The sequence below is a fragment of the Methylobacterium sp. FW306-05-D genome (assembly GCF_058782155.1).
On record NZ_JBYSXL010000071.1, the window covers coordinates 1 to 22267 of the forward strand.

General features: G+C 57.1%; 12 protein-coding genes and 1 pseudogene. 2 read left to right on the plus strand and 11 right to left on the minus strand.

Features of this window, described 5'->3' with window-relative positions:
* From rfbB to AC3WLN_RS19365, 10 genes are all read right to left on the minus strand, one after another.
* The coding region (gene rfbB / locus AC3WLN_RS19320) for a dTDP-glucose 4,6-dehydratase (protein ID WP_492483968.1) at positions 1–962 on the minus strand (962 nt) is incomplete at its 3' end.
* Between the two features lie 114 nt (positions 963–1076).
* Positions 1077–1631 (minus strand): dTDP-4-dehydrorhamnose 3,5-epimerase, encoded by a 555-nt coding sequence (gene rfbC, locus AC3WLN_RS19325; RefSeq protein WP_492483970.1) that lies wholly within the window; start codon positions 1629–1631, stop codon positions 1077–1079.
* Positions 1632–1930: 299 nt separating this feature from the next.
* Entirely contained in the window at positions 1931–4015 is a 2085-nt protein-coding gene (locus AC3WLN_RS19330) for a hypothetical protein (RefSeq protein ID WP_492483972.1), read from the minus strand.
* 705 nt (positions 4016–4720) lie between these two features.
* Positions 4721–5398: an FkbM family methyltransferase gene (locus AC3WLN_RS19335; RefSeq protein ID WP_492483974.1), complete on the minus strand. Its 678-nt coding sequence runs from the start codon at positions 5396–5398 to the stop codon at positions 4721–4723.
* 711 nt (positions 5399–6109) lie between these two features.
* Positions 6110–7165, minus strand: a complete 1056-nt coding sequence (gene gmd, locus AC3WLN_RS19340) for a GDP-mannose 4,6-dehydratase (RefSeq protein WP_492483976.1) — start codon at positions 7163–7165, stop codon at positions 6110–6112.
* 95 nt (positions 7166–7260) lie between these two features.
* Positions 7261–8208: a GDP-L-fucose synthase gene (fcl, locus tag AC3WLN_RS19345; RefSeq protein WP_492483978.1), complete on the minus strand. Its 948-nt coding sequence runs from the start codon at positions 8206–8208 to the stop codon at positions 7261–7263.
* A 44-nt stretch (positions 8209–8252) separates the two neighbouring features.
* Complete coding sequence (locus tag AC3WLN_RS19350) at positions 8253–9980, minus strand: FkbM family methyltransferase (protein ID WP_492483980.1); 1728 nt, start codon at positions 9978–9980, stop codon at positions 8253–8255.
* Positions 9981–10152: 172 nt separating this feature from the next.
* Positions 10153–12510: a glycoside hydrolase family 99-like domain-containing protein gene (locus AC3WLN_RS19355; RefSeq protein ID WP_492483982.1), complete on the minus strand. Its 2358-nt coding sequence runs from the start codon at positions 12508–12510 to the stop codon at positions 10153–10155.
* Positions 12511–12519: 9 nt separating this feature from the next.
* Positions 12520–14844, minus strand: coding sequence for a glycosyltransferase (locus tag AC3WLN_RS19360; protein WP_492483984.1), 2325 nt, complete (start codon positions 14842–14844; stop codon positions 12520–12522).
* Between the two features lie 855 nt (positions 14845–15699).
* Positions 15700–16655 (minus strand): IS630 family transposase gene (locus tag AC3WLN_RS19365; RefSeq protein WP_492483986.1). Its coding sequence is split into 2 segments (ribosomal slippage): positions 15700–16316 and positions 16316–16655, totalling 957 coding nucleotides; the frame shifts between segments, so codons are not numbered across the junction.
* Positions 16656–16833: 178 nt separating this feature from the next.
* Here AC3WLN_RS19365 and AC3WLN_RS19370 point away from each other — a divergent pair.
* Positions 16834–17975 (plus strand): IS3 family transposase gene (locus AC3WLN_RS19370; RefSeq protein WP_492483988.1). Its coding sequence is split into 2 segments (ribosomal slippage): positions 16834–17101 and positions 17101–17975, totalling 1143 coding nucleotides; the frame shifts between segments, so codons are not numbered across the junction.
* A gap of 185 nt (positions 17976–18160) precedes the next feature.
* Positions 18161–19090, plus strand: a pseudogene (locus tag AC3WLN_RS19375) (IS110 family RNA-guided transposase).
* A gap of 337 nt (positions 19091–19427) precedes the next feature.
* Here AC3WLN_RS19375 and AC3WLN_RS19380 read toward each other — a convergent pair.
* On the minus strand, positions 19428–21521 hold the full coding sequence (locus AC3WLN_RS19380) for an Ig-like domain-containing protein (protein ID WP_492483990.1): 2094 nt from the start codon (positions 21519–21521) through the stop codon (positions 19428–19430).
* Between the last annotated feature and the right edge of the window lie 746 nt (positions 21522–22267).

Sequence of the window (22267 nt, forward strand, 5' to 3'; positions counted from 1 at the left end):
GTCTCCTCCAGGGCCCGCTCGAAGTCCTGGGTCGGGTGCCAGCCGAGCTCGGCCTCGGCCTTGGACGGGTCGATGGCATAGCGCCGGTCGTGGCCGGGCCGGTCGGCGACGGAGGTGATCAGCCGGTCGTGGGGGGCGTGGTCCGGGCGCAGGCGGTCGAAGGCGGCGCAGAGTGCCTTGACGACGGCGAGGTTGTTGCGCACCGCCCGCCCGCCGAGCAGGTAGGTCTCGCCGACCCGGCCCCGTTCGAGCACGGCCACGAGGCCGCGGGCATGGTCCTCCACGTGGATCCAGTCGCGCTCGTTCAGGCCGTCGCCGTAGACGGGCAGCGGCTTGCCCTCCAGCGCGTTGAGAATCATCAGCGGGATGAGCTTCTCGGGGAAGTGGCGCGGGCCGTAATTGTTCGAGCAGTTCGTCACCAGGACGGGCAGGCCGTAGGTCTCGTGCCAGGCGCGGGCCAGGTGGTCGGAGGCGGCCTTGGAGGCCGAGTAGGGCGAGCGCGGGTCGTAGCGGCTGGCTTCGGTGAAGAAGCCGTCGGGCGGCAGCGAGCCGTAGACCTCGTCGGTGGAGACGTGCAGGAAGCGGAAGGCCGCCTTCTCGGGCCCGGCGAGCGTCTCCCAGTGGCGGCGCGCCCCGTCGAGCATGACCTGGGTGCCGACCACGTTGGTGCGGATGAAGGCGCCCGGATCGGTGATCGAGCGGTCGACGTGGCTCTCGGCGGCCAGGTGCATCACGGCCTCGGGCCGGAAGTCGGCGTAGAGGGCGTGCACGGCCTGCGGGTCGCAGATGTCGGCCTCGACGAGCCGGTGCTTGGGGTTGCCCGCCAGCGGCTGGAGCGAGATCGGGTTGGCCGCGTAGGTCAGCGCGTCGAGGGTCGCCACCTCGTGCCCGCGCTCCTGCACCAGGTGCAGCACGAGCGCCGATCCGATGAAGCCGCAGCCGCCCGTCACCAAGATGCGCATGGGATGAAGGTCTCTCGTGAGGCCGGATCGGATGGACGATCCGGCGATGGGGTGATGCCGCGGGACCGGCGCCGGCCGTGCCGTCCGCCGCAAGAATCGTGCGCCGCAAGAGCTTCAGAAAAGCGGCGGAAGATCGGCCAGGCGCGGGGCGACCCGGTCCTTGGCCGAGAGCTGGGCCTCGGCCTCGCTCACCGGCCAGGCGATGCCCAGCGCCGGATCGTTCCAGAGCAGGCCGCCGTCGTGCTCGGGGCTGTAGACCCCGCCGGCGACCTTGTAGGCCACCATGGTGTCGGGTTCCAGGGTGCAGAAGCCGTGCCCGAAGCCGACGGGGATGTAGAGCTGCTCGCCGGCTTGTGCATCGAGCCGCACGGCCACGTGCCGGCCGAAAGTGGGCGAGGCGCGGCGCAGGTCGACGGCGACATCCAGGATGGCGCCGGACAGCACCCGGATCAGCTTGGCCTGGGCCATGGGGGCGCGCTGGAAGTGCAGGCCGCGCACGGTGCCGCGCGGGGCGGAGAAGGACTGGTTGTCCTGGACGAACACATCCGCGATGCCGGCCCGCGCCAGGATGTCGGCCCGGTAGGTCTCGCAGAACCAGCCGCGGTCATCGCCGAAGCGCGTGGGCACCACCCGCCGCACCGCCGGAATCTCCGTCTCGATCACCTGCATGCCAGGAAGCCTCCACGACCGCGGAATACGACTGCTCTCGGCAAGACTATGTCCCGTGTTGCCTCAACGAAGCGATAAGCCTGCGTCTGACTGAGTTAAGTGAATTTGTCTACTGCGGCGACGTCCCAGCAGACAGCCCGACGCTCAACGGATACGAGGGTAGTGTCCCACGCAGTTGTGTTCACCCTCTGCGATGCGTACTGCAACCCCGCCGAGGTGACTTTGGAACTCGGCATCCAGCGTAACATTCTAAAGATTTACAGAAGTGTAATCTCAGGCTGTAACGCCGAGAATGGCCTCTACTGTGTCTCGTAGGTTGCCGAGACTAGGACACTGCTGGAGCCGGGCACGACGATGGGGAACGTGCCGTCGTAACGCTGGACAATGGCGTTGCTGTTCGCGTTGGGAAGGATACCCACCAGCGCCGCTCCGCTTGCGCCGTCCCGCCCGGTCAAAGGAAAGTCGCCGTGGACTGGGAGGGGTGTGGATACGTTCAGGGATGCCGAGCAGGTACCTTTGGCGGCAATGTTGATCTGCGCCTGCCAGAAGACGGTCTTGCCAATCCTCTTGTAGCGGCCGGTTGCGGAGGTTAGGCGACTGATAGCGCCAGCGTTGCATGTGACAATGGGCGTGTATAGTGTCCAGGGCGAATTATCGATGACGCTCGTGCCCGCGATCTTGTACCCGGTGGCGCTGTCCACGCTCTGCGCCGTTTCGTTGCCGGCCCCGTCCACCTTCCAAAGGACTGCGTCGTTGTTGGTGACCGCGAAGTCGGCCACGGATGCATGGCCGTTGAGCTTGCCGTCGGTGCGGAAGCCGAAGCGCGGCTGAGCGGCGAAGTAGTCGAAGCCCGCGAGAAATGAGGTATCTCCCGCACCCATGGAGAGGAAGCCGTAGGAAACGCTGCCGCGCTGCAGATAACAGGTGTTGGAGTTCTTCGTGATGCCCGCACAGTCGATTCCAGTACCACCTTCGTCGAGCTGGTTCTTACCCCGAAGTGCCACACCCAGTGCCGTGGCCGTTGCGGGCGCCTTCATTGTCGCCGTGTTGTTCGCAATGTTGACCGAGGTAACCACCGTGCCGACAGGGATACCCGCCCCGTAGATCAGGATGCCGGGGCGCCATGCCTGGATGCCGCCGGTGATGTTGCGCACTACATAGTCGCCGGCTGTGATGTCGCCGGTGACGTCGCCTATCCACGTCGGGGTGAAGGCGACACCGGCGTTGAAGAGATCGATCTCCTCGCCCACAAATTTTCCGCTGTCCGTACCGCTCGAGAAGGTCAGGGGCACGGTGCCATTGGCGGTGGCGGTCTTATTCAGGAAGATGCGCTTCCCGGCATAGTCGATGTTGCCAAAGGTGGCGTTGATCGGGATGCCGACGCCTTCCAGGAGCTGACCGTTGGGGTACAGCCCATCCACGGATTCCATCGTCACGATGCTGGAGCCCGCCGTTGTGGTGCCCTGGACGATCAGGCCGTTCTGAAACGGCGTGTTGAGTACGCCCCAAATCTTGTCCCTTGGGTTTAGGTAGGCGTGTGTACCCCTGGGGGTCTCGGCCACGCCAGCCGCACCGCGCTTGTACCAGCCCGAGACAGTAATGGCAGTCACCGCGCCCTGCGCATTCGTCAGCCAGGATGTAACCTGACCATTGAACTGAGCAGGCGCATCATCAGTGCGTAACCACATGCCGACGCCGATCTTCACGGTGTCTGAAAGGACGATGGGCGTGGACGGCGTGAAACCGGTCGCGGTAAAGGTACCGGCTGCGTTGGCCATCAGCGGGGTACTATCGACCTGGGCACAGAACGCATAGGCCCCGAACTCGTCGTAACCGGCCGACTGACCCGGGTGGGTGAACCCCTGTACGCACCCCGGCCGGTTCACGTTGGTGGAGAGCGTCAACACTCCACCGGTTTGCAGGCTGCCGTAAGTAAATGGGTTGAATAGCGTCGTCGAGCCCCCCGGCAGGTAGAGATTTGAGGTCGCGAGTGGCTTGACGTCGTAGTAGCCGGTGTACCCGCCATATTGTGAGCCGACTCCTTGCGCCCAGGACGGATAGGCGCCCGGGGCGTAGGGATTGGCTTGCGAGGGGCCTAGCGGACTCAGTGTCTTCGCCAGCGTGCCGATCGCCGCATCTGCCCTCGGGATGACGCGCATGTTCGACACGTCGTTACTCGAGTCCTGCCCCCTGTTCTCGATGTTGTCCGGCGTCACCTTGTCGCGGTCGTCCTGCCAGCGGCCGGGAGGCGGACCGCCCGGCGGCATCACGCGGTCGCTGTTGTCGATCCGGCCCAGGTCGACGGTTTGATCTGCCTTGGCTGTCCCAGTCAGGGTGAGGGCAGCAAGTGCAAATGCAAGGAGCTTACGCATCGGTGTGTCCATCGAATGGTACCTTCGGGAAGGAAGGCGGAATGCTCGAAAGGACCGGCGGTGACGCTGCAGGGGAGCCCGGTGATCGTGTCCGAATCCATTACTGCTGCAACAACAGGCACATCGGTCGAATCCTGCGTCTGTGAGTCGACGATCGAAAGCGACGGTTCAAAGCGGACATCGCTCGCCGCCGGCGGCAAGATGGGGTTGGAGCCGTCGATGGCGTGTGGTGGACGGAGATCGTCGTCGCCCTCCTCGCATCATTTATGTCTTCTGGCCAGCCGGGCTGCGTAGCAGGATTAGAGTCAAGATCACGTCGGCTATCGTAAGCGACTTTCGACCGACGTTCTCTCCATTGGTGATGAAGGAGGCTGAGATGCTTGATGAAGCTATCACCCCCCGTGCATCCACCACCGAATGACCGAATGACGTTTCTGCCGACTCTTGGCCGAACTTCAGGCTCTCGTCGCCAGATGGGCTTCCCAGCCGACATAACTCGATTGCCGCGACGCAACTGCGCCGCCAACGGCCGATTTCGCTTCGATTTACTAGTTCCGCTGCGTCCGGATTGCCGCTTGTCCGTTCCTGTCCACACTATTAGCAGTATTCAGGTTGCGCCCGGTATCGACACGAGCACCGTGAGCAGCCTTGAGGTATCGAAACAAAAAGAATGATGACCGGAAACGGAAAACTCGGGTCGACAGGATGCCGGTCGGGTCAGATGGAGGTTTTGACTAAAGGTTCCTTTGCAAAGGCGATATCGCATTGGAAGATCTGGCCGGTTGTCGCGCTTCCCCAGCCAGCGGCGATCCAAACAGGGTGCATTCCCCGTCGACGCATTTCGGTGACGAGGTCTTCGAACGCTGCTTCTCCCTTATAAACCGGAAGCAGGGAGGCCTCTAACAGGAGAAGATCGACGTCCCTCAACCGGTCTCCGAGGCCAGCAAGGACCTGAGGTTCAAAGCCCTGTACGTCGATCTTAAGCATGAGTGGGCCCGGTGAGCTCGGAAGCGGAAGCTCCGACCAAACGGTATCGAGGCGACGTATGGTTGTGACTTCGTGCTTCACCGAAGCAATCGCACCGTGTTCTTCAATTGACCAAGGAAGCGCTGGCAGGATTGAGCTGCTAACACGATTGGCAGAAACGTGTATTGTTGTTTCTCCATCCTCATCGCCAAGCGCTAAGTGAAGACAATGCCAGTTTGCATGAGCGGCTGACGTCCCGGATAACTCTACAAAGCTTTCAGTCGTAGGTTCGAACGAGATCAGTCCGCCTTGATAGCCCCGATCGATAAGTGAGCATCCAAATTGCCCGACATTGGCGCCAATATCCAGCACCCATTGGATGTTCATCGCTCTCATCAAATAGATAATGTCCGGCGCCGATGTTGTCATCCTGAAATCCTCGTATTAGAAGGTCAGTTAGATATATAAGACATAATTTATATATCACTACGGCACGGATATAATTTAATTCTGCAGAGAATAGACAAGAAGGCACTAAATATTATCTATACTGCTTGATTGGATTGCGTCTAAATAGAATAAATCTTGGGAGTATGCTTGTCGTTGGTTCCGTTGACGTCCACGTTAGTGTGCGGTCGCGCGACGATACAGCGATCGCCGTAGCGCCTCTGATCAAACGCGAGGGCGATGATGATGCTTATCGGCACATCTTCGGTAGCCAGTACGGTAGGTCGGTCGCGTTGCTGCCCTGAGGCTGGACGACGATCCGGCAAGCCTGACGCTCAAACGACCCTGATATCCTTACGAATGACATCCGCCACCTACCGGCGTCTTTCCAGAGCTATCGATTTTTGGCGGTGGTGCTCACCACCCGCTTCTTTGGTGGAAATTAGACCTCAGAATTGACGCGATCGCCTAAGTACGCCCTCCAAAGTCCTACCTAGCCCATTCCGAGAGGCTGCGATCTCCGAAAGCTTACCACTGTATGTGAGACTTTCGAGATGATTTCTACGAACGGCGTGCCGGTGCAGTAGGGCAGAGATAGCCGCTTTCGACTTCATCGGTTTTCTGGCTGGCCGACACACGGGATGGTCTGCGGTGGCGGCCAGCGCGACGTCACTAATTAGTAGGAACGGTCCTCTACCGATTGGCCTGAGCGATCGCCAAATCGGAACGCACCATTTCTTCCACAAGCTCCGAGAACGTCACAGTGTGGGTCCAACCGAGCTTTTCGCGAGCCTTGGTCGGATCGCCAAGGAGTTGGTCAACTTCCGTAGGCCGAAAGTAAACGGGATCGATTTTGACCAGAACTTGGCCGGTCTTTTCGTCGAGCCCCTGCTCCTCGACCCCCTTTCCCTCCCACACGATCGTCCGGCCGACAACCGCGAAAGAGCGCTCCACGAACTCGCGCACCGAGTGCATCTCGCCCGTGGCCAGCACGTAATCGTCCGGCAATTCCTGCTGGAGGATGCGCCACATGCCCTCGACGTAATCCCGAGCGTGCCCCCAATCGCGCATCGCGTCGAGGTTGCCGAGGAAGAGCGTCGGCTGGCGTCCCACCTCGATCGCCGCGACCGCGCGGGTGATCTTGCGGGTGACGAAGGTCTCGCCGCGTGTCGGACTCTCGTGATTGAAAAGGATGCCGTTCGATGCGTGCATACCGTAGGCCTCGCGGTAATTCACCGCGATCCAGTAGGCATAAAGCTTGGCAACGGCGTAAGGACTGCGCGGATAAAACGGGGTGGTTTCACGCTGCGGCACCTCCTGTACTTTTCCGTAGAGTTCGGAGGTCGAGGCTTGGTAGAAGCGTGTTTTCTGGCTCAAGCCGAGGATGCGGATCGCTTCCAGGATACGCAGGGTGCCCACGGCGTCGGAGTTGGCGGTGTATTCCGGGGTCTCGAAGCTGACTTGGACGTGGCTTTGGGCACCGAGGTTGTAGACCTCGTCCGGCACGGTCTCCTGCATGATCCGGATCAGATTGGTGGCATCCGTCAGTTCACCGTAGTGCATGTGAAAGTCGGTCGGCGCGAACCTAGGATCATCGTAGAGATGATCAACCCGCCCGGTGTTAAAGGACGAGGACCGGCGCTTGATGCCATGGACGATGTAGCCTTTCTCAAGCAGCAGGGCTGCGAGATAGCCACCATCCTGTCCCGTGACGCCCGTGATCAGAGCCGTTTTCTGCGTCGTGGACATGCGTCGCTCCTAAAAGAATCTCAAAAAATTTTGTGCGCCGAAGAACCGGGCGGTGTGCGGAGTCCGCAACCGGCAGCTACCCGACGCTAGCCGTATCAGGCTTCGGGATGATGTTCGCGAAACCACCTATAGGCATCGGCGATTCCCTCGCGCAGGCCGATCTGTGGTTTCCAGCCGAGAGCTTCGAGGCGTGTAGTGTCGAGGCGCTTACGCGGCGTGCCGTCGGGCTTCGTCGTGTCGAAGACAAGTTGCCCGTTCCACCCGAGCGCAGCTGCGATGGCCTCAGCCAAAGCGCGGATGGTAACTTCCTGGCCCGAGCCCACGTTGACGGGCCCTCCATCCGAATACGTCTTCATCAGGTGAACGCAGGCATCGGCGAGATCGTCCACGTGGAGAAACTCCCGGAATGGGGTTCCGGTCCCCCAAAGCGTGATTGACCTACGGTTGTCGCGCTTGGCTTCGTGCACCTTGCGAAGGAGGGCAGGCAGGACATGGCTGCTCTGGAGGTCGTAGTTGTCGGCCGGCCCATAGAGATTCGTCGGCATAGCGGAGATGAAATCGTCACCGTGCTGCCGGCGATAGGCTTGGCATAGCTTTAGCCCGGCGATTTTCGCAATCGCATACCACTCGTTGGTGGGTTCGAGCGGGCCGGTGAGGAGCGCCTCCTCCGTCATCGGCTGGGTCGCCATCTTTGGATAGATACAGGAGGAGCCGAGGAACAGAAGTTTCTCGACGCCCGTCGCGTGGGCGCTCTGGATGAGGTTCGCCTCAATCATGAGGTTGTCGTAGAGGAAATCGGCCGGGGAGGTATCGTTGGCGACGATTCCGCCGACTTTGGCCGCGGCTAGAAAAAGGGCCTGCGGCCGTTCAGCCCCCATCCAGCGCTCAACCTCTGCTTGACGACGCAGATCCACCGCATCCCGACCGAGAGTCAAGATCGTACAGTCTTCGGAGGCGAGCCGACGCACAAGCGCCGAGCCTACCATGCCACGATGCCCTGCGACGAGGACGCGTTTGCCCGAAAGATTAAATGAGGGATTCATAAATCAGGAAGTTCCTTGGCGATCTCGAATTTGGCTATGCGAGCTTAGTCGACGCACGATATTTTCGATTTAAGCTCGTCAATGCGATCGCGGTGGACGGCTAAGACATTGCCATAGTCGTAAGGGCGGTCTTGCGCGATATGAGATCTGATTTGCGATTTTTCGACAGTAAAGATCTGATACCCCGATCGAATCAGCAACTGCAAAGTTTCGTAGGTCGACGGAGCATCTGTGCCAGGAAAATCACCGATCTCGACGATGACGATCGGCTTGGCTGTCGCTAACGTTTCCGTCATTCCTGAGATTGCGGAAAACTCTGCGCATTCGACGTCCAGCTTGATGAGGCTTGGCTTGTTGCCGCTCTGCGCAACGAAGTGATCAATGCTCGTGGCTGAAACGGAATGAAGATTAATATCGGAGACTTTCACATCCGGCGGGAGGCGGGGCGCACTCACGCCATTATATGCGCTGAGCGCCGATCCCAGATCGTGGAACTGAAGTTCTGTCGGCTCGCTCCAGATCGCTAAGGGGTGAGTGAAGACATGCTCGAAGCCCGCATTACGAACGTTGGTGTCTAGGTGGACCTTGGTTGTAGAAGTCGGCTCGAAAGCATCGACCCTGCCGTTCGGTCCTACGAGGTGGCCGAGGGCCAGAGTGAAAAAGCCGATATGAGCGCCTGCGTCGATGACCGACATTCCAGGTTCCACCAGACACGTCATGACCCAAAGAATATCGGGCTCGAAAGCACCAGTGAGATAGATTTGCTGAGCGACAGTCTCGCGTAAATCAATTTGCATCATCGATCCAAAGATGGACGGATGCCAGACCAGGCCCGGTTGAAAAGGATTGTTTTTGCAAGCCTCAATGACTGCAATTTTGTTAAATAGCGAAGAATTTGCGGCTCGATTGACCAAATCAGAAACTTCAATAGCTTCACGGGCAGATGTTTGTAAGCCTGAACGGCTATCAGAGCCCGCGGCCGAAAGTTCTTTTACTTCAGATTGCTTTTGCTTCTCCAACAAGAAGGACTCATAATTAGTAACAGGAACCCATTTTTCCCACGCGAAAGCTTCCGTCTCCCACGGCCGCAGACGCGGATTTTCGCGGCGTAACCGGTCCGATACGAGCACCAGATCGACCTGAGACAATGTCCCTGCATAGTAGCATTGGTCGATGATATCCAAGAGGTGAAAGCCCCGTCTCGCTATATATTCGAGACGATCGAGCAGCGTATCATACGTTGCTTCAATGATGATAAGATCGATATCACTCCAGATACCTTCTGCTCCCCGCAGAATGGGCATCTCAAAACCATCGACGTCAATCTTTAACAGGTACGGCTTTGGCTCGTTTCGGTCCTTGAAAAACGTATCCAACCGAACAGTAGGAATATCGAAGATGCCAAGATCGCCCTCCGCACGCGCTTGCTCGTCTGTCGTATCGTACTCGAGCTTCGAATGGGAAATTTCGCCCCCTGTGATCGCGACTTTGCGCAATCGACCCTCACCGTCGCTATCAGAGACCGCGACAGGGAACAGCTCCCAATCCAGCCCCTTATAGTTCTCTTGAATTCTAGGAAAAAACTCTTGGGCCGGTTCAAAAAGTATGTGCCGGTTTTCCGGAAAGGCATGCTTCAGTTCGGGTGTTTCAGCATGCGTCCCGACATCCACGATTGCCCCAAACGTGACACCGATATCCTTCAAAAACTGGAGTACATTAGACTTCGACGGAAATCGGTGCATTTGGATGTCTCCAGAGCGAACTTCGCCCATTCATCGACCTGGAATGTCACGCTGTGGACCCGTCAGTTTTGACCACCAAATCGGCTGCCAAGACGGGGCACGAGGTACGCTCATGCAGGATGGTCCAGGCCATTCCACACACCTCTATGGAGTCGTTTGCGCCTTGACCGTACAACCCAGAACGATTCAGCGCGCAGCGCTACTATATTTTTGGCAAACGTGAAACGGAATAGGTGAACTGGCGCTCGCGTTCCGGATTCGATCCTCCCTGAGCATAATCGGCAACGCCATGTGCCAGGGCGGAACGGGTAACCTCCAGCAAAGCGTGGCCATAATGCTCATCGGGCTCCAGATAGGCGCCTTCTGCCCATTCATTCCAGGCGTTGATGAAGACCATCGGCTTGATCTTATCGCGTCGTGTCATCGCCTCCTCGACCAGGAAACGGAGCCATCGACCGTAAGCTTTCGGCGCATCGTTGACGAAGATGTGCCCACGATTCTTGCGCCGCGCGGTATTGTCCCACATCGGGAAGCATCCCCGATACCGAACATAATCCGTCGGCAGCGCATTGATGCTTTGAGTCGCGACCCCGACATAATCCTCTATATACCCGGCGAAGTCGGGATAGACACCGTCGATGAAGGCTGGATCCAATAGGAGGCGATTCGTATGAGGCGGAGAGAACTCAATCGCGGCGTCGCATCCGTAGGGCCTAGGATCGCTTAAACCGAATGATTGCATCATCACTATATGGATTTGTGGGATGCCGTGCTTTGCCGCCGCCGCACGGAAGGCTTTTACGCTCGCAACGGGATCTGGAAATTCGGTAATTCGGTAGATCGGCAGGATGGGTGCATTATCCACTCTTATGTAGCGGGAGTCCGTGAGCACAGGCAGAAAATCGACGATGAAGCGCTCCTCGAACCCTGCAGCGTACTCCTGAGAGATGAGGATTTCAGAATCAGACCCATCCCAGCGGCGGCTCCAGTTCTCATTCGCCCAACAAATGCAGAAAGGAAAATCAGGCCCTTTTTCGAGCCACAAATCGATTGGCCGTTCGAGGAGTCTGCGCCCCTCAAACCAGTATACGTAAAAACAGAAGCCGTTCAGTCCGTAATCCTTTGCCATTCGAGCCTGTGCGTGCATAGTTTCAACTGCGCGCAGGTCGTAGAACCCTAGGTCCGCCGGCATTCTTGGATGCCGATGGTTAAACATTTGCGGCTTCGCTTTAATCACATTGGTCCATTCGGTGAACCCCTTGCCCCACCATTCGTCATTTTCAGGAATTGGATGGAACTGGGGTAGATAGAAACCGATAAGATCGACCGGGTGGGAGGATCCGGACGAAACCGGGCGCGCGACGGGTTGATCGACCGGGCCATTCGTTGGCGCCGCCTGGAAAGTGGCGACCTGCTGATAGAAATCCGACGCGATCTTGGCTGCACGAGACCATCTCAGGTTATCTAACGCAAATCGCCTGGAAGACGCACCCAAACGAGCAGCGAGACCTGGCTCGTCAAGCATCCGCTCCATGGCGCACATCAGTTCTGTAAGTGACCCGTCATAGAGTTTGATGACGTCCTGTCCATCCTTCAAAGCATTGCCGATGTTGCAGGCCGGCAGGATCACAGGTTTTCCGGAAACGAGATACTCGGGCAATTTGGATGGAAATCGGAAATCATTGAATGGATCACTTCGTCCCGGTTGAACGAGCAGATCGGACATCGCTAGAAGCGTCGGGATCTCTGCGCGATCCACAAAACCGAGTTCGATGAAAGCGTTTCCCTGCCTCACCTCGGGGGGCAGATCCAGTCCGGCGTAATCCCACCCCGTGCGGAGAAGCCGTACGCGGCGGCCCCGAGCGCGCAAAGCTGCGACCGCGAGGTATAGGTTGCGTACATCCCTGGCTATGGATTGGTGAACATTGCCGCTGAAGAAGACAATAATATCGTCTTCGCTGATCTTGTACTGCGAGCGCAATTTGCCGGCGTCACTCGGCAGATTTTCAAATTCGCTATCAAAGCCGGCCCAGAAGACCGTACCTGGAACATGCTCCGGTTTGAATTCCAAAAGGCGATCGATTAGTCCCGTGAACCCGGCCGCCTGCTCAGCGAACCTGCGGTAGTGCGTCGGATGGCTTCGATAGTCATTGACTAAGAGATTTTGATACAGAATTGGAAGATCTGCTAACTGGTCAAAGTCAATATTTTGCAGCTCATCGGTGAGTATTTGCTCTTCGTTGTCCTCCATATGTAAAATATACGCGCAGCCTTCCTTCTCGACCAAAGCTTCGGTCACCTTTCGCACGTGTTCGCGCGGGGTCCAACAGTGAATGATCTCTGCCTTTCCGTCTTCTCTGAAAGGCAGATCACTTTCGAGCGCCTCCCGATAGAGGATGATCGGAAAGCTCGGAGGACGATGGCGTTCTACGGTTTCAATGCTATCTGGAATCAGTATAACTACATCATGACCAATGCTCTGCAGTTCTTCGGCCATGCTGAAGACATGCATGGCACTATTGCCAAGAAAATTGCAGTGTGAAATGAGTGCAATTCGCATGATTTTCTTCTAAGCTAACGAGAAATTGGTGCTGTCACGAGCGAAATTGACGTTATAATAGGGATCTTCGGCGGAGATCGTATCTCGGTGAACGTCCAGGAAGATCTGCCGGTCGATTTCCGAAGGTAGGTTCATCTGATCGTTCGGGTGTTCTATTTCCACCTGACGCGCGGCGATTGATATGTTTCGCAGACCGCGCAGGGTCACGCGATACGAGGCGTCTCGTATCGCCCCTTCGCAGGTGACGTAGGACGGAGAAAGTCCGCCGATCGCCTTCAGCCGCTCGCGCGCCACCAAAGTACAGGTCCCGCCGAGAACGGAAACCTCGCGATCGCAGAACAGAGTTCCCCACGTTCCGTCCTGTCCGTCCTGAAATCCTACATAGGCTTCGCGAGGGCCGTGGGACGGCGTGGTGACGAGGCCGGCCGAAAGAATGGCGCCGGTGGGACGAAAGATGTGCGAGCCCACGAAAGCGACGTCGGGCTGAGAGGCGTGCATAATTCGATGTCGGAGCCAGTTTGGATCGACCAGATCTGCCCGCGAATCCAAGTAGAGAAGCCAAGGCGCGGTGCCTGCAGTCGTACAATCCGCGGGTGTGTGATTCCAATCTACAATACCGATATGACGAATATTTGCTCCGGCCTTTTTCAGTCTGGACCGAATGTCCGCGATCGACGTCACGAGTGGTCCCTGAACAATAGCGTCAACGGAGAATACCTCCCGTTCCAATCGCGGATATAACCTCAGGCGATGTGGGACGCGTTCATCTGGAACTGCTCGGCCCGGAAAGCCGATTCGGTCGAAATGATCCTGTACAGCACGAGCTTGTTTAAACTCGATCTTACCCTTCGCATTCGAGTCGGAGGCCACGCTCCCCTCCGAACGGCGCCAATAATAAAGGACTTTCGGCACATGGACGATCTTCTTCGTGCATTCGCCGACGCGAAGCATGAACTCAAAATCCTGGCAGCCGTCAAATTCGGATTTGAAGAGACCTGCCCCCTTTGCTACTTCCGTCTTTACCACCAACAGATGCCCTACATACATCACTCCTGCGAAGAGGGCCGGTGACCAATCCGGCTTCAAGTTTGGTGGTTCGATCGCATTGTTAGTCCCGATGAAGGCTTGGTCGGAATACGCTGCATCCGCATCATCTGAACTAATGGCCTTCAGCATCTCCTCAAAAGCGTCTGGCGTAATCACATCATCATGATCAATGAATACCAAGTAGTCGCCCTGCGCCTGATTGACGCCTTCGTTTGTTGCCCCTGAGATACCACGGTTCTTAGCCAATTTTAGTGCTTTAATACGATTGTCTTGCTCCTGATATTTCTTGAGAGCCTTCCATGTCGTCTTATCGGGAGAGCCGTCATCGATAAGAATGAGTTCCCAGTAAGGATAGGTTTGGCTGATGATACTGGCGATACAGGCGTCAAGATAAACTAGATTTGACTTGTAGCAGGGAATGATGACGGAGAGCTTGGCTTGCTGTGCAGGAAGCACCGCCGCGTTCTTCAGGGCACGGCTTGTAGCGGCTTGTAGAGGGCGTGGGGTCGTAGTTGCGCCGCGCGTCAGGTTCTCGACGGCAAAATGTGAACGAAATTGCACATAGTCGGTCAGCGATCTTGTTCCCGAAGCGCAGTTTCTGGAGGTGGCCTGCTGATAATATCCATCTATTAAAGGATGGAAATGTGGCCGCTCGTTTGGAGGAGCGAGCATGTAACTCCTTAATGGATCAGATGACTCATGAGGATAATGCCAAGAATAGTACTTTGCATCGAATGCCGGGCAAGGACTTAGGAAATGAGAAGCTCCATATTCTACGTAGTGAGCGAATGGCTTATCACCGACGAGATCTGGATGCGCCGCGCGATAGAACGCAGGATCGAAAAGAGGGTGGGGTGATCGTCCTTCACGATCGCCAAACTCTATGAAGTGGCGAAACGGCTGAACTTTTCCGGCGCGGACATCGGGTGCGCCATATAAATAGTAATCCAAATCAATCAGGTGGTGAGGCTGCCGCCCCTCTGCCATTCCATCAGACAGAAAATGCTGCAGTGGCTCGATATTAGCACGAGGGATGTCAGGGTATCGATTGAGATACCAAGGGAGATCAAAGTAGGGACTTGGATTCCTTTGTTCTCGCCAGCCATATGTAAGATAATGTAACAGCGGATCGATTTTTGCTTGATTTACATCCGGATTTTGCGTCGCGTAGAAATTTGCATCGAAGTAAGGTGAAACTGAAGGCCGATTTTCTTTGCTGAGGTTTGTTTGCGTATAAGAAATATAATCGACAAGCGGATTGTCCTTCACGCGCTTCACGAACGCCATGAACAGGCGCGTCTCAAATAACGGATGGGGGTCATAGTTTGGGTAATTGCTATGATAGTGTTCAAGTAGTGACGTAGTTGAATCGGCATCTAAATTGGCAGACTGCCGGTACCAAATGGGATTAAATAATGGGCTAGGACTGAGAAGCTTCCGGTCCCCTACCTCCATAAAATGCTTAAAAGCGGATGTAGGCGAGATGTTTTCTCCACAGTTTAGAGTGTAGTAGTGATCGTCAAATATACTTTCAATGTATCTGCGAACGACACTCTTTTGTCGTGATTTTAAAAAAAATTTCACTTGGCAGGTCCCAGGTAAAACAGACTTTTAATTAACCCCGGTGACTACCAGCCGATGATCACGAGGTCAACCTATCTCCACGTGAGATTTTCTCTCTGGCAAGATTATTCAAGTTTAAAACTGAAATATCTTACTCTGAAGAAAATTATATAACTCGCAAATATAGCTGATATTCAATCATAGTTCAGAAAGGACACGAACTATTGCGTAAAATTCTCGCTAGAATATTGTCATCTATAAATATCGTGAAGCGATATACATATTCATAATATGTATATTACGCTAATAATTTTTATAGATTTAGATACAGAGACTGAGTGTTACGTATATCTTGTTCATAAAATCATGATGGAGAAGAAGAAAGTTGATCAATACATTAATTTATAAATATGTATTGTATGTTATATGCTAGGATCGGCTTTAAAAATTGATCCGATGAGCGGTGTTTGCGCATGGAGCGACGCGCATCATTCGCTCCTCGCGGGTCATATCACGGCTTTAAGCGGCATCCGATCAGCGTATGGTGTCTCCACGACCGCGAGTTAGAGCTGCATCCGATCAGGTCGGATCGAAGGCATCGTAGCCTGCGGCCATCAGGTAGTTGCGGCATTCGACTTGTGTGAAGCGCTCGAAGGCTTGCTTGAGGGTGTCACAGAGGTCCGCGACCGTGCGAGCGGCCTGGACACGCAAGCAGGCCTTGAGCTTGGCGAAGGCGAGTTCGATCGGATAGAAGTCGGGCGAGTAGGCCGGGAGGTAAAGCAGCCGGGCCCCGACCGCCTCAATGCGCTCGCGGATGCCGCTGACCTTGTGGGCGGGCAGGTTGTCGAGCACGACCGTGTCACTCGGGTTCAAGGCCGGCACCAGGGTCTCTTCGACATAGCGGCGGAAGCGGACCCCAGTCATGGGGCCGTCGAAGAGTGCGGTCGCCGTCAGGCCGCTGGCCCGCAGCCCCGCCGTGACCGTGATGGTCTTCCCGTGCCCGAACGGTGCGGCCACCCGGCAGCGTTCACCACGCGGAGCCCGTCCGTAGCGACGCGCCATTTTCGTGTTGGTCGCGGTCTCGTCGAGGAATACGAGCCTGTCCGGATCGAGGTCGGGCTGGCCCTCGAACCAGGCCAGGCGCGCCGCATTCACGTCCTCCCGATCCTGCTTGGCGGCGTGGCCGGTGTTTTTTTACGTGTGATGCCGTGGCGCTTGAAGAAGCGGGATAGGCTGCTCGCCCCGACCAGCAGGCCATGTTCGGCCAGTCGGGCACGCAACTCGCGCAGGAACAGTTCAGGCTTGGCCTCATAGGTCTGACGGATCAGGTCGGAATGGGCCTCGATGGCGTGCGAATGCTGATCGCCGCCCATCAGCTTGGCCCGTGTGCGGCCTTCCCGCACGAAGGCCTCGTGCCAACGCACGGCACTGGCAGGACTGACCTCGAAGCGTCGGGCGGCCTCCCGGCGTGAGGCGCCTGCCTCGATCGCCAGCACGACGCGTTCACGCAGATCGGCTGACAGGGCTGAGGGCATCCGGCTCTCCTCCTGGAAAGCCGGGCGTCGAATCACATCTGCGTCGCTCTCAAAACCCCAATCGATTCAATCCGATCGGACAATGCTCTAGCGAAGTGATGGCGGAAGAGGTTGACCTGACCGGCTGGCTTTGGACCGGGCTGATTGAGAGGATCAGCCAGGACCGAAGGAGCTGGGCATGAAGCGAGGTCAGAAGACGGGTGCGGAGCAGGTGGTGCTGAAGCTGCGCCAGATCGAGGTGCAGACGGCCCAGGGCAAGAGTTTGGCGCTGGCCTGCAAGGAGGCCGAGATTTCCGAGCAGAGCTACTGTGGCTGGCGCAAGGAGTACGGCGGCCTGCAGATCGATCAGGCCCGTCGAATGAAGGATCTGGAGCGCGAGAACGAGCGATTGCGCCGGCTCGTGGCTGATCTGTCTTTGGAGGGTCAGGTGCTGGCGGACGTCGCCGCGGGAAACTTATAGCCCCGGAGCGACGCCGGCAGGCCGTCGACTCGATCCAGGAGAAGTACGGCCTCTCGGAGCGCCACGCCTGCCGGATCGTCGGTCAGCACCGAGGCACGCAACGCTACGTGCCTACGGTACCGGCTGACGAGGATGCGCTGACCCGCGCCATCGTCGCCTTGGCGTCCGAGTACGGACGCTATGGCTACCGCCGCGCCACCGCGCTGCTGCAGGCAGCGGGGTGGCAGGTGGGGAAAGACCGGGTTCAGCGGATCTGGTGTCGTGAGGGGCTCAAGGTTCCGCAAAAGCATCGGCCGCGAAGCCGGCTGTGGTTGAACGACGGCTCCTGCGTGCGGCTGCGGCCGCTCCATCGCAATCACGTCTGGAGCTTCGACTTCGTGCAGGGTCAGACCCATGATGGGCGAAGCCTGCGCATCCTGACGCTGATCGACGAGCACAGTCGCGCCTGCCTAGCGCTCAAGGTCGCGAGGCGCATCAACAGTCTGGGTGTGATCGAGGCGCTGGCCGATGCGATGTGCCTGCATGGCATCCCAGACAACATCCGCTGCGACAACGGCCCAGAGATGATCGCGAAGGCTTTGCGGAAGTGGGTCGCCAAAACCGGCCCGCAGATCCAGTACATTGCACCAGGATCGCCGTGGGAGAATGGCTACTGTGAGAGCTTCAATGGCAAGCTGAAGGACGAGCGCCTACGCCAAGAAATCTTCTACTCGCTGAAGGAGGCACAGACCGTGATTAAGATCTGGCAGAATACCTACAACCGCGTTCGGCCGCATTCATCCTTGGGCTACCAGCCGCTCGCGCCTGTCACCTTCCCGGATCTGGCCTTCCGGCTGCCCATGGCCGCTACCATGCAGTAGCCTCTTGTAACTTGATCATGCCCGCGTCGGGTATGCTCCTTGGCGCGGTGGCGGGTGAGAGACCGTTAGCCTCTGGGGCCACCAAGCCCGCAAGTGAGCCAGGGTCCTCGCCCGCCGTTCCATCGAACCCGAACAGACGCTTGGGCCGCTCAACGCGAAGCCCGTTTGCGCAAGGATGGGATCAGATGGACGCTCCTGTTGTCGGGATCGACGTGGCTCGTGACCGCCTCGATATTCACGTTCATCCCACAGGGGCAAACTTCGCCGTTAATCGTACGACGGAGGACGTGGAGCAGCTGTGCGAACGCCTCCGGTCTCTGAAGCCGAAGCTCGTCGTCCTTGAGGCGACCGGCGGTTTGGAAGCCAGGGTGGCACGCTCTCTCACCACCTGGGGGCTGCCAACCGTGATCGTGAATCCAGCACAGGTCCGTGCTTTCGCTCACGCGTTGGGACAGCGTGCCAAAACCGACCGCATCGACGCCACCGTGATCGCCCGGTTCGTGGCGGCCACCAATCCGCCCATTCGCGCACAGGCCGATGCCAGGACTTAGGCGTTGGCTGATCTCGTCACGAGACGCCGGCAGCTCGTAGGACTGATCGCCTCTGAGCGGCAGCGAGCGAGCCAAGCTCCAACCTGCATTCGAGACAGCGTCCGGCGCGTCATAGAGGCGTTGGAGCAGGAGCGGGGTGTGGTCGACCGCGCGATTGATGCAGCGGTAGATCGGTCCCTTGCATGGCGAAGGAAGGCGACTCTTCTGACCTCTCTGCCTGGTGTCGGACCAACGATCGCGCGAACCCTGATCGCAGAGCTGCCCGAGCTGGGAAGCCTTGACCGAAAGCAAGTCGCCGCGTTGGTCGGTCTGGCGCCCTGGACGCGGCAATCCGGTCAGTGGCGCGGTAGAAGCTTTATCGCGGGCGGGCGCGCGCCTGTCCGCAAGGCGCTATTCATGGGGGCCATGGTGGCCAGCCGTCACAACGCCGCGCTGAAAACCTTCCGTGACCGGCTCATCGCGGCCGGCAAGCCCAAGCTCGTTGCTCTGATTGCCACCGCTCGGAAGCTGATCACCATCCTCAACGCCATCCTGAGGGACGGAACGCCATGGCAAACCGCTTGACCGGCAAGACAGTCGCTCACTCGGCTCGGTCCAAAATACCGGTCAGGTCACCACTTCAACCTATCAAATCATTTAATTTCATTAACTTAGCAGATATCTGACGGCACTCCTGTAGCGCGAAACTGTAGCATAAGCTGACAGCTGGGCGAGTTGGACGGAGCGCATGGGAATCGAATGCCAGAGAACTGTATCGGGACGGTGATCTGCCTCCCACAGTGAGAAACCGCCAACCATGGACGAGGCTCAACCCCAGACCACAATTGACGGTCAACTCTTGATACAGCCAGCGCCTTCATAGGGTCGCCAACGGGTGATCCTTAAATCCTAGGTACTGTGGTCAAACTAGCAGATGCGTTCCAGCGTCAGGAGCATAGAAAGCAATACCCTCGAACTTGTAGTCTCCTCCTGCACTAGATACGATGTTTCGCTCGTTCTCAGAACTCGTGAAGAAGTGACCACCAGTTTTGGTATTGAAGAAGCGATACACAGCGTCGGTGCTGCTACCTTGGTCTGACTCGAACTCGTAAAAGCCAATACCTTCGAGTTTGTAGTCCGTGCTGGTTTGAATGACTTGGTCCCGCTCAAACTCAGAGGTGGTGAAGAAATGACCACCAGTTTTGGTGTTGAAGAAGCGATAGACCTCCTCAGCGCCCGCAACGGATTTATTCTCAAGCGCACCGAAGCCTACGCCCTCAAGTTTGTACACAGGGTCACTTGTCTGAACGATGTTGCGTTCGTTTTCCGAGATGGTGAAGAAGTGACCGCCCGTCTTGGTATTAAAAAAGCGATACACTTCCTCCGCTTGGACTGAAGCAGTCCTGATGTTGACTGATGTCTGCCCCGCAAAGCCGGCGTTCCCAGCTTCATCCGTGTAACTTGCGGCTGCCACGGAAATGGTACCGCTGCCCTTGAAGTTGGCATTCGGTGTAAAAACGCCAGTGAAGGTATCGCCGTCGACTTGAGTGAAGGCGCTCAGAGTACCCTGGCTGACAGCAACGTCGCTAGCTGTGAAGCCCGCCACCTTTTCACTAAACTGGAAAGTTACGTTAGCACTTTCTCCTGGGGTAAGGTCAGAGTCATTTACTGAAACGAACACGGTGGGAGATATAGAATCACTATCAACTCGAAGCCGAACCGCCTGTACGCCACCACCACTGGGATCAACGGTCTGCCCACCTGCATCGACTTGACCGCTGAGATCATCGAAGGTCGCAAGGATGACGCCGTTCGAACCGGTCGTGAGATCGACATTGAACTGGTTGCCCGACGTGACCGTATTTACGAGGAGGTCTCCTCCAAGCTTGGAGCCATCAGCGGCGAAGGCCTGAGCTTTGATTGCGGTCCCTAACGCATCCAGCCTTCCGGCAGAATCTGCCAACCCGCTCGCATCGGTCCAACCTACGACAAACCCCCCGTTGGGTCCGGCAGTGATGGATGGTTGAGATTGATCGCCAGCGGTCGCGGTGTTGACCAAGATATCGTTCTGACCGTTGACCGCTAGCGGTGTGCCCGCTGCATCGAAAACTCGGACCTTGATTGCAGTGCCGCTGGTATCGAAGGCACCGTTTATGTCCGCGCGCGTGCTGTCATCTCTCCATGCAACCGCGAAGTTTCCATTGCTAAGAGCCGTGATGGCAACCTGATCTTGGTTCCCGGATCGGATGAAATTCAGTGCGTTATCAGCGGTGCCAATTTCGTTCCCGATCTTAGCCCCAGTTTGCCCATTAAAGACTTGAGCATGAATACCAGCGCCACTTACATCGGCGCCAACCCAAGCTATGACAAAATTGCTGTTCGTCAGACCAGCAACAACCGGTGCGGTAGATGGGCTGAAAATGCCGCCCTGAGTATCGACCCTGAAAGGATTTACGAAGATTGTTTGTCCGTCAGCACCAATGATCTCTGCCTGAATGGTCCCAAGGTTGTTATTCTGCCATGCAACTACGGATCGACCGTTAGGAAGCGCAGCGACATCTGGTGCACGTTGATCATCAGCACCATTAGCTAGGATAAAGCGAGCAGCGTTAAGTGTATCTCCGTTTGCCGTGATTAGGCGCCCGACAATATCGAAATTATTGGCAGCAGCTTGTTCTACCCAAACCACCAAACCTCGATTTTGGGGTATGTTTGGATCGGCCAAATTAGCGAGTACGGCTGCGCTGGGATCACCTTCGTTTGCGTTGAGAAATCCAAGGCCGGGCGGCGCGAATTGCACGCCGGTTGGCCGAGCATCCACAGAACTCAGGAATCGCGCCTGGATATCTTGATCGTTGAAAGCGAAGAAATCTTCGAAAACCACCGCGCCTTGACCGTTAGAAAACAACAGTCCAACGGCATCTCCCTGATAGCCATTAGCCGTATCAACGTTCAAGTTCCCAGGCTGTGCGTTAACTTGTACCTGCGGCTCATTGAGACGAGTCAACCCGACCATAGCTTCCGAACCTCCCATGGGCACTGAATGATTCGAAGCCCAAGCAGGGGTATACAGATTTCAAATCGACATGCTCGTCAATACTCATATCAGATAGAAATTTCATATTGTTCACAGAACCAGCTCTGGAAGTCCGATACTTACGTAGAGCGAAAGCGCGGGTGGATATACAAATTTTAGAGAGGAGCTAATGGCATCGGATTAAAGTGGATTGGCAGACGTGGCCATTCAGAGCCACAAGGACGGGTCTCCCTATCGCTCTGAGTGATGCGTGGATGGCCCTATGAAGCCCCTTGAGGGCGACCGTAGTGGCACCTCAACAGTGCGTCAGGCAGGTGGCTTGGTGTCGTTTTAGGGTGATGCGCAGGCGCACGATGCAGTCCGTGTAGCTCATGCCGTGCGGCTCACGGAGATGGCCCGCTGGGGCCAAGCTAATTGGCAGCGCACTGTAGCCTCATAAGATCTGAAGGCAGCTTTGTTTTACCGAAAAAATCTCTGAGGGCATCGACAGATTGGTGCGGCGGTGTTCCCCCCTGGTACCCCCTCCAGACGCGCGCCCGGCACCCCGCGCGGTATCGCGCCCAGGCGCACGAGATGAAGCACGGGCGGGCGCACCTGAGCACGTAGCGCTCGGCCAGGGAGGCCGAGTTCCAAACCTGGATGCTACTAGGATGCCGCTGACCTTGTGGGCGGGCAGGTTGTCGAGCACGACCGTGTCACTCGGGTTCAAGGCCGGCACCAGGGTC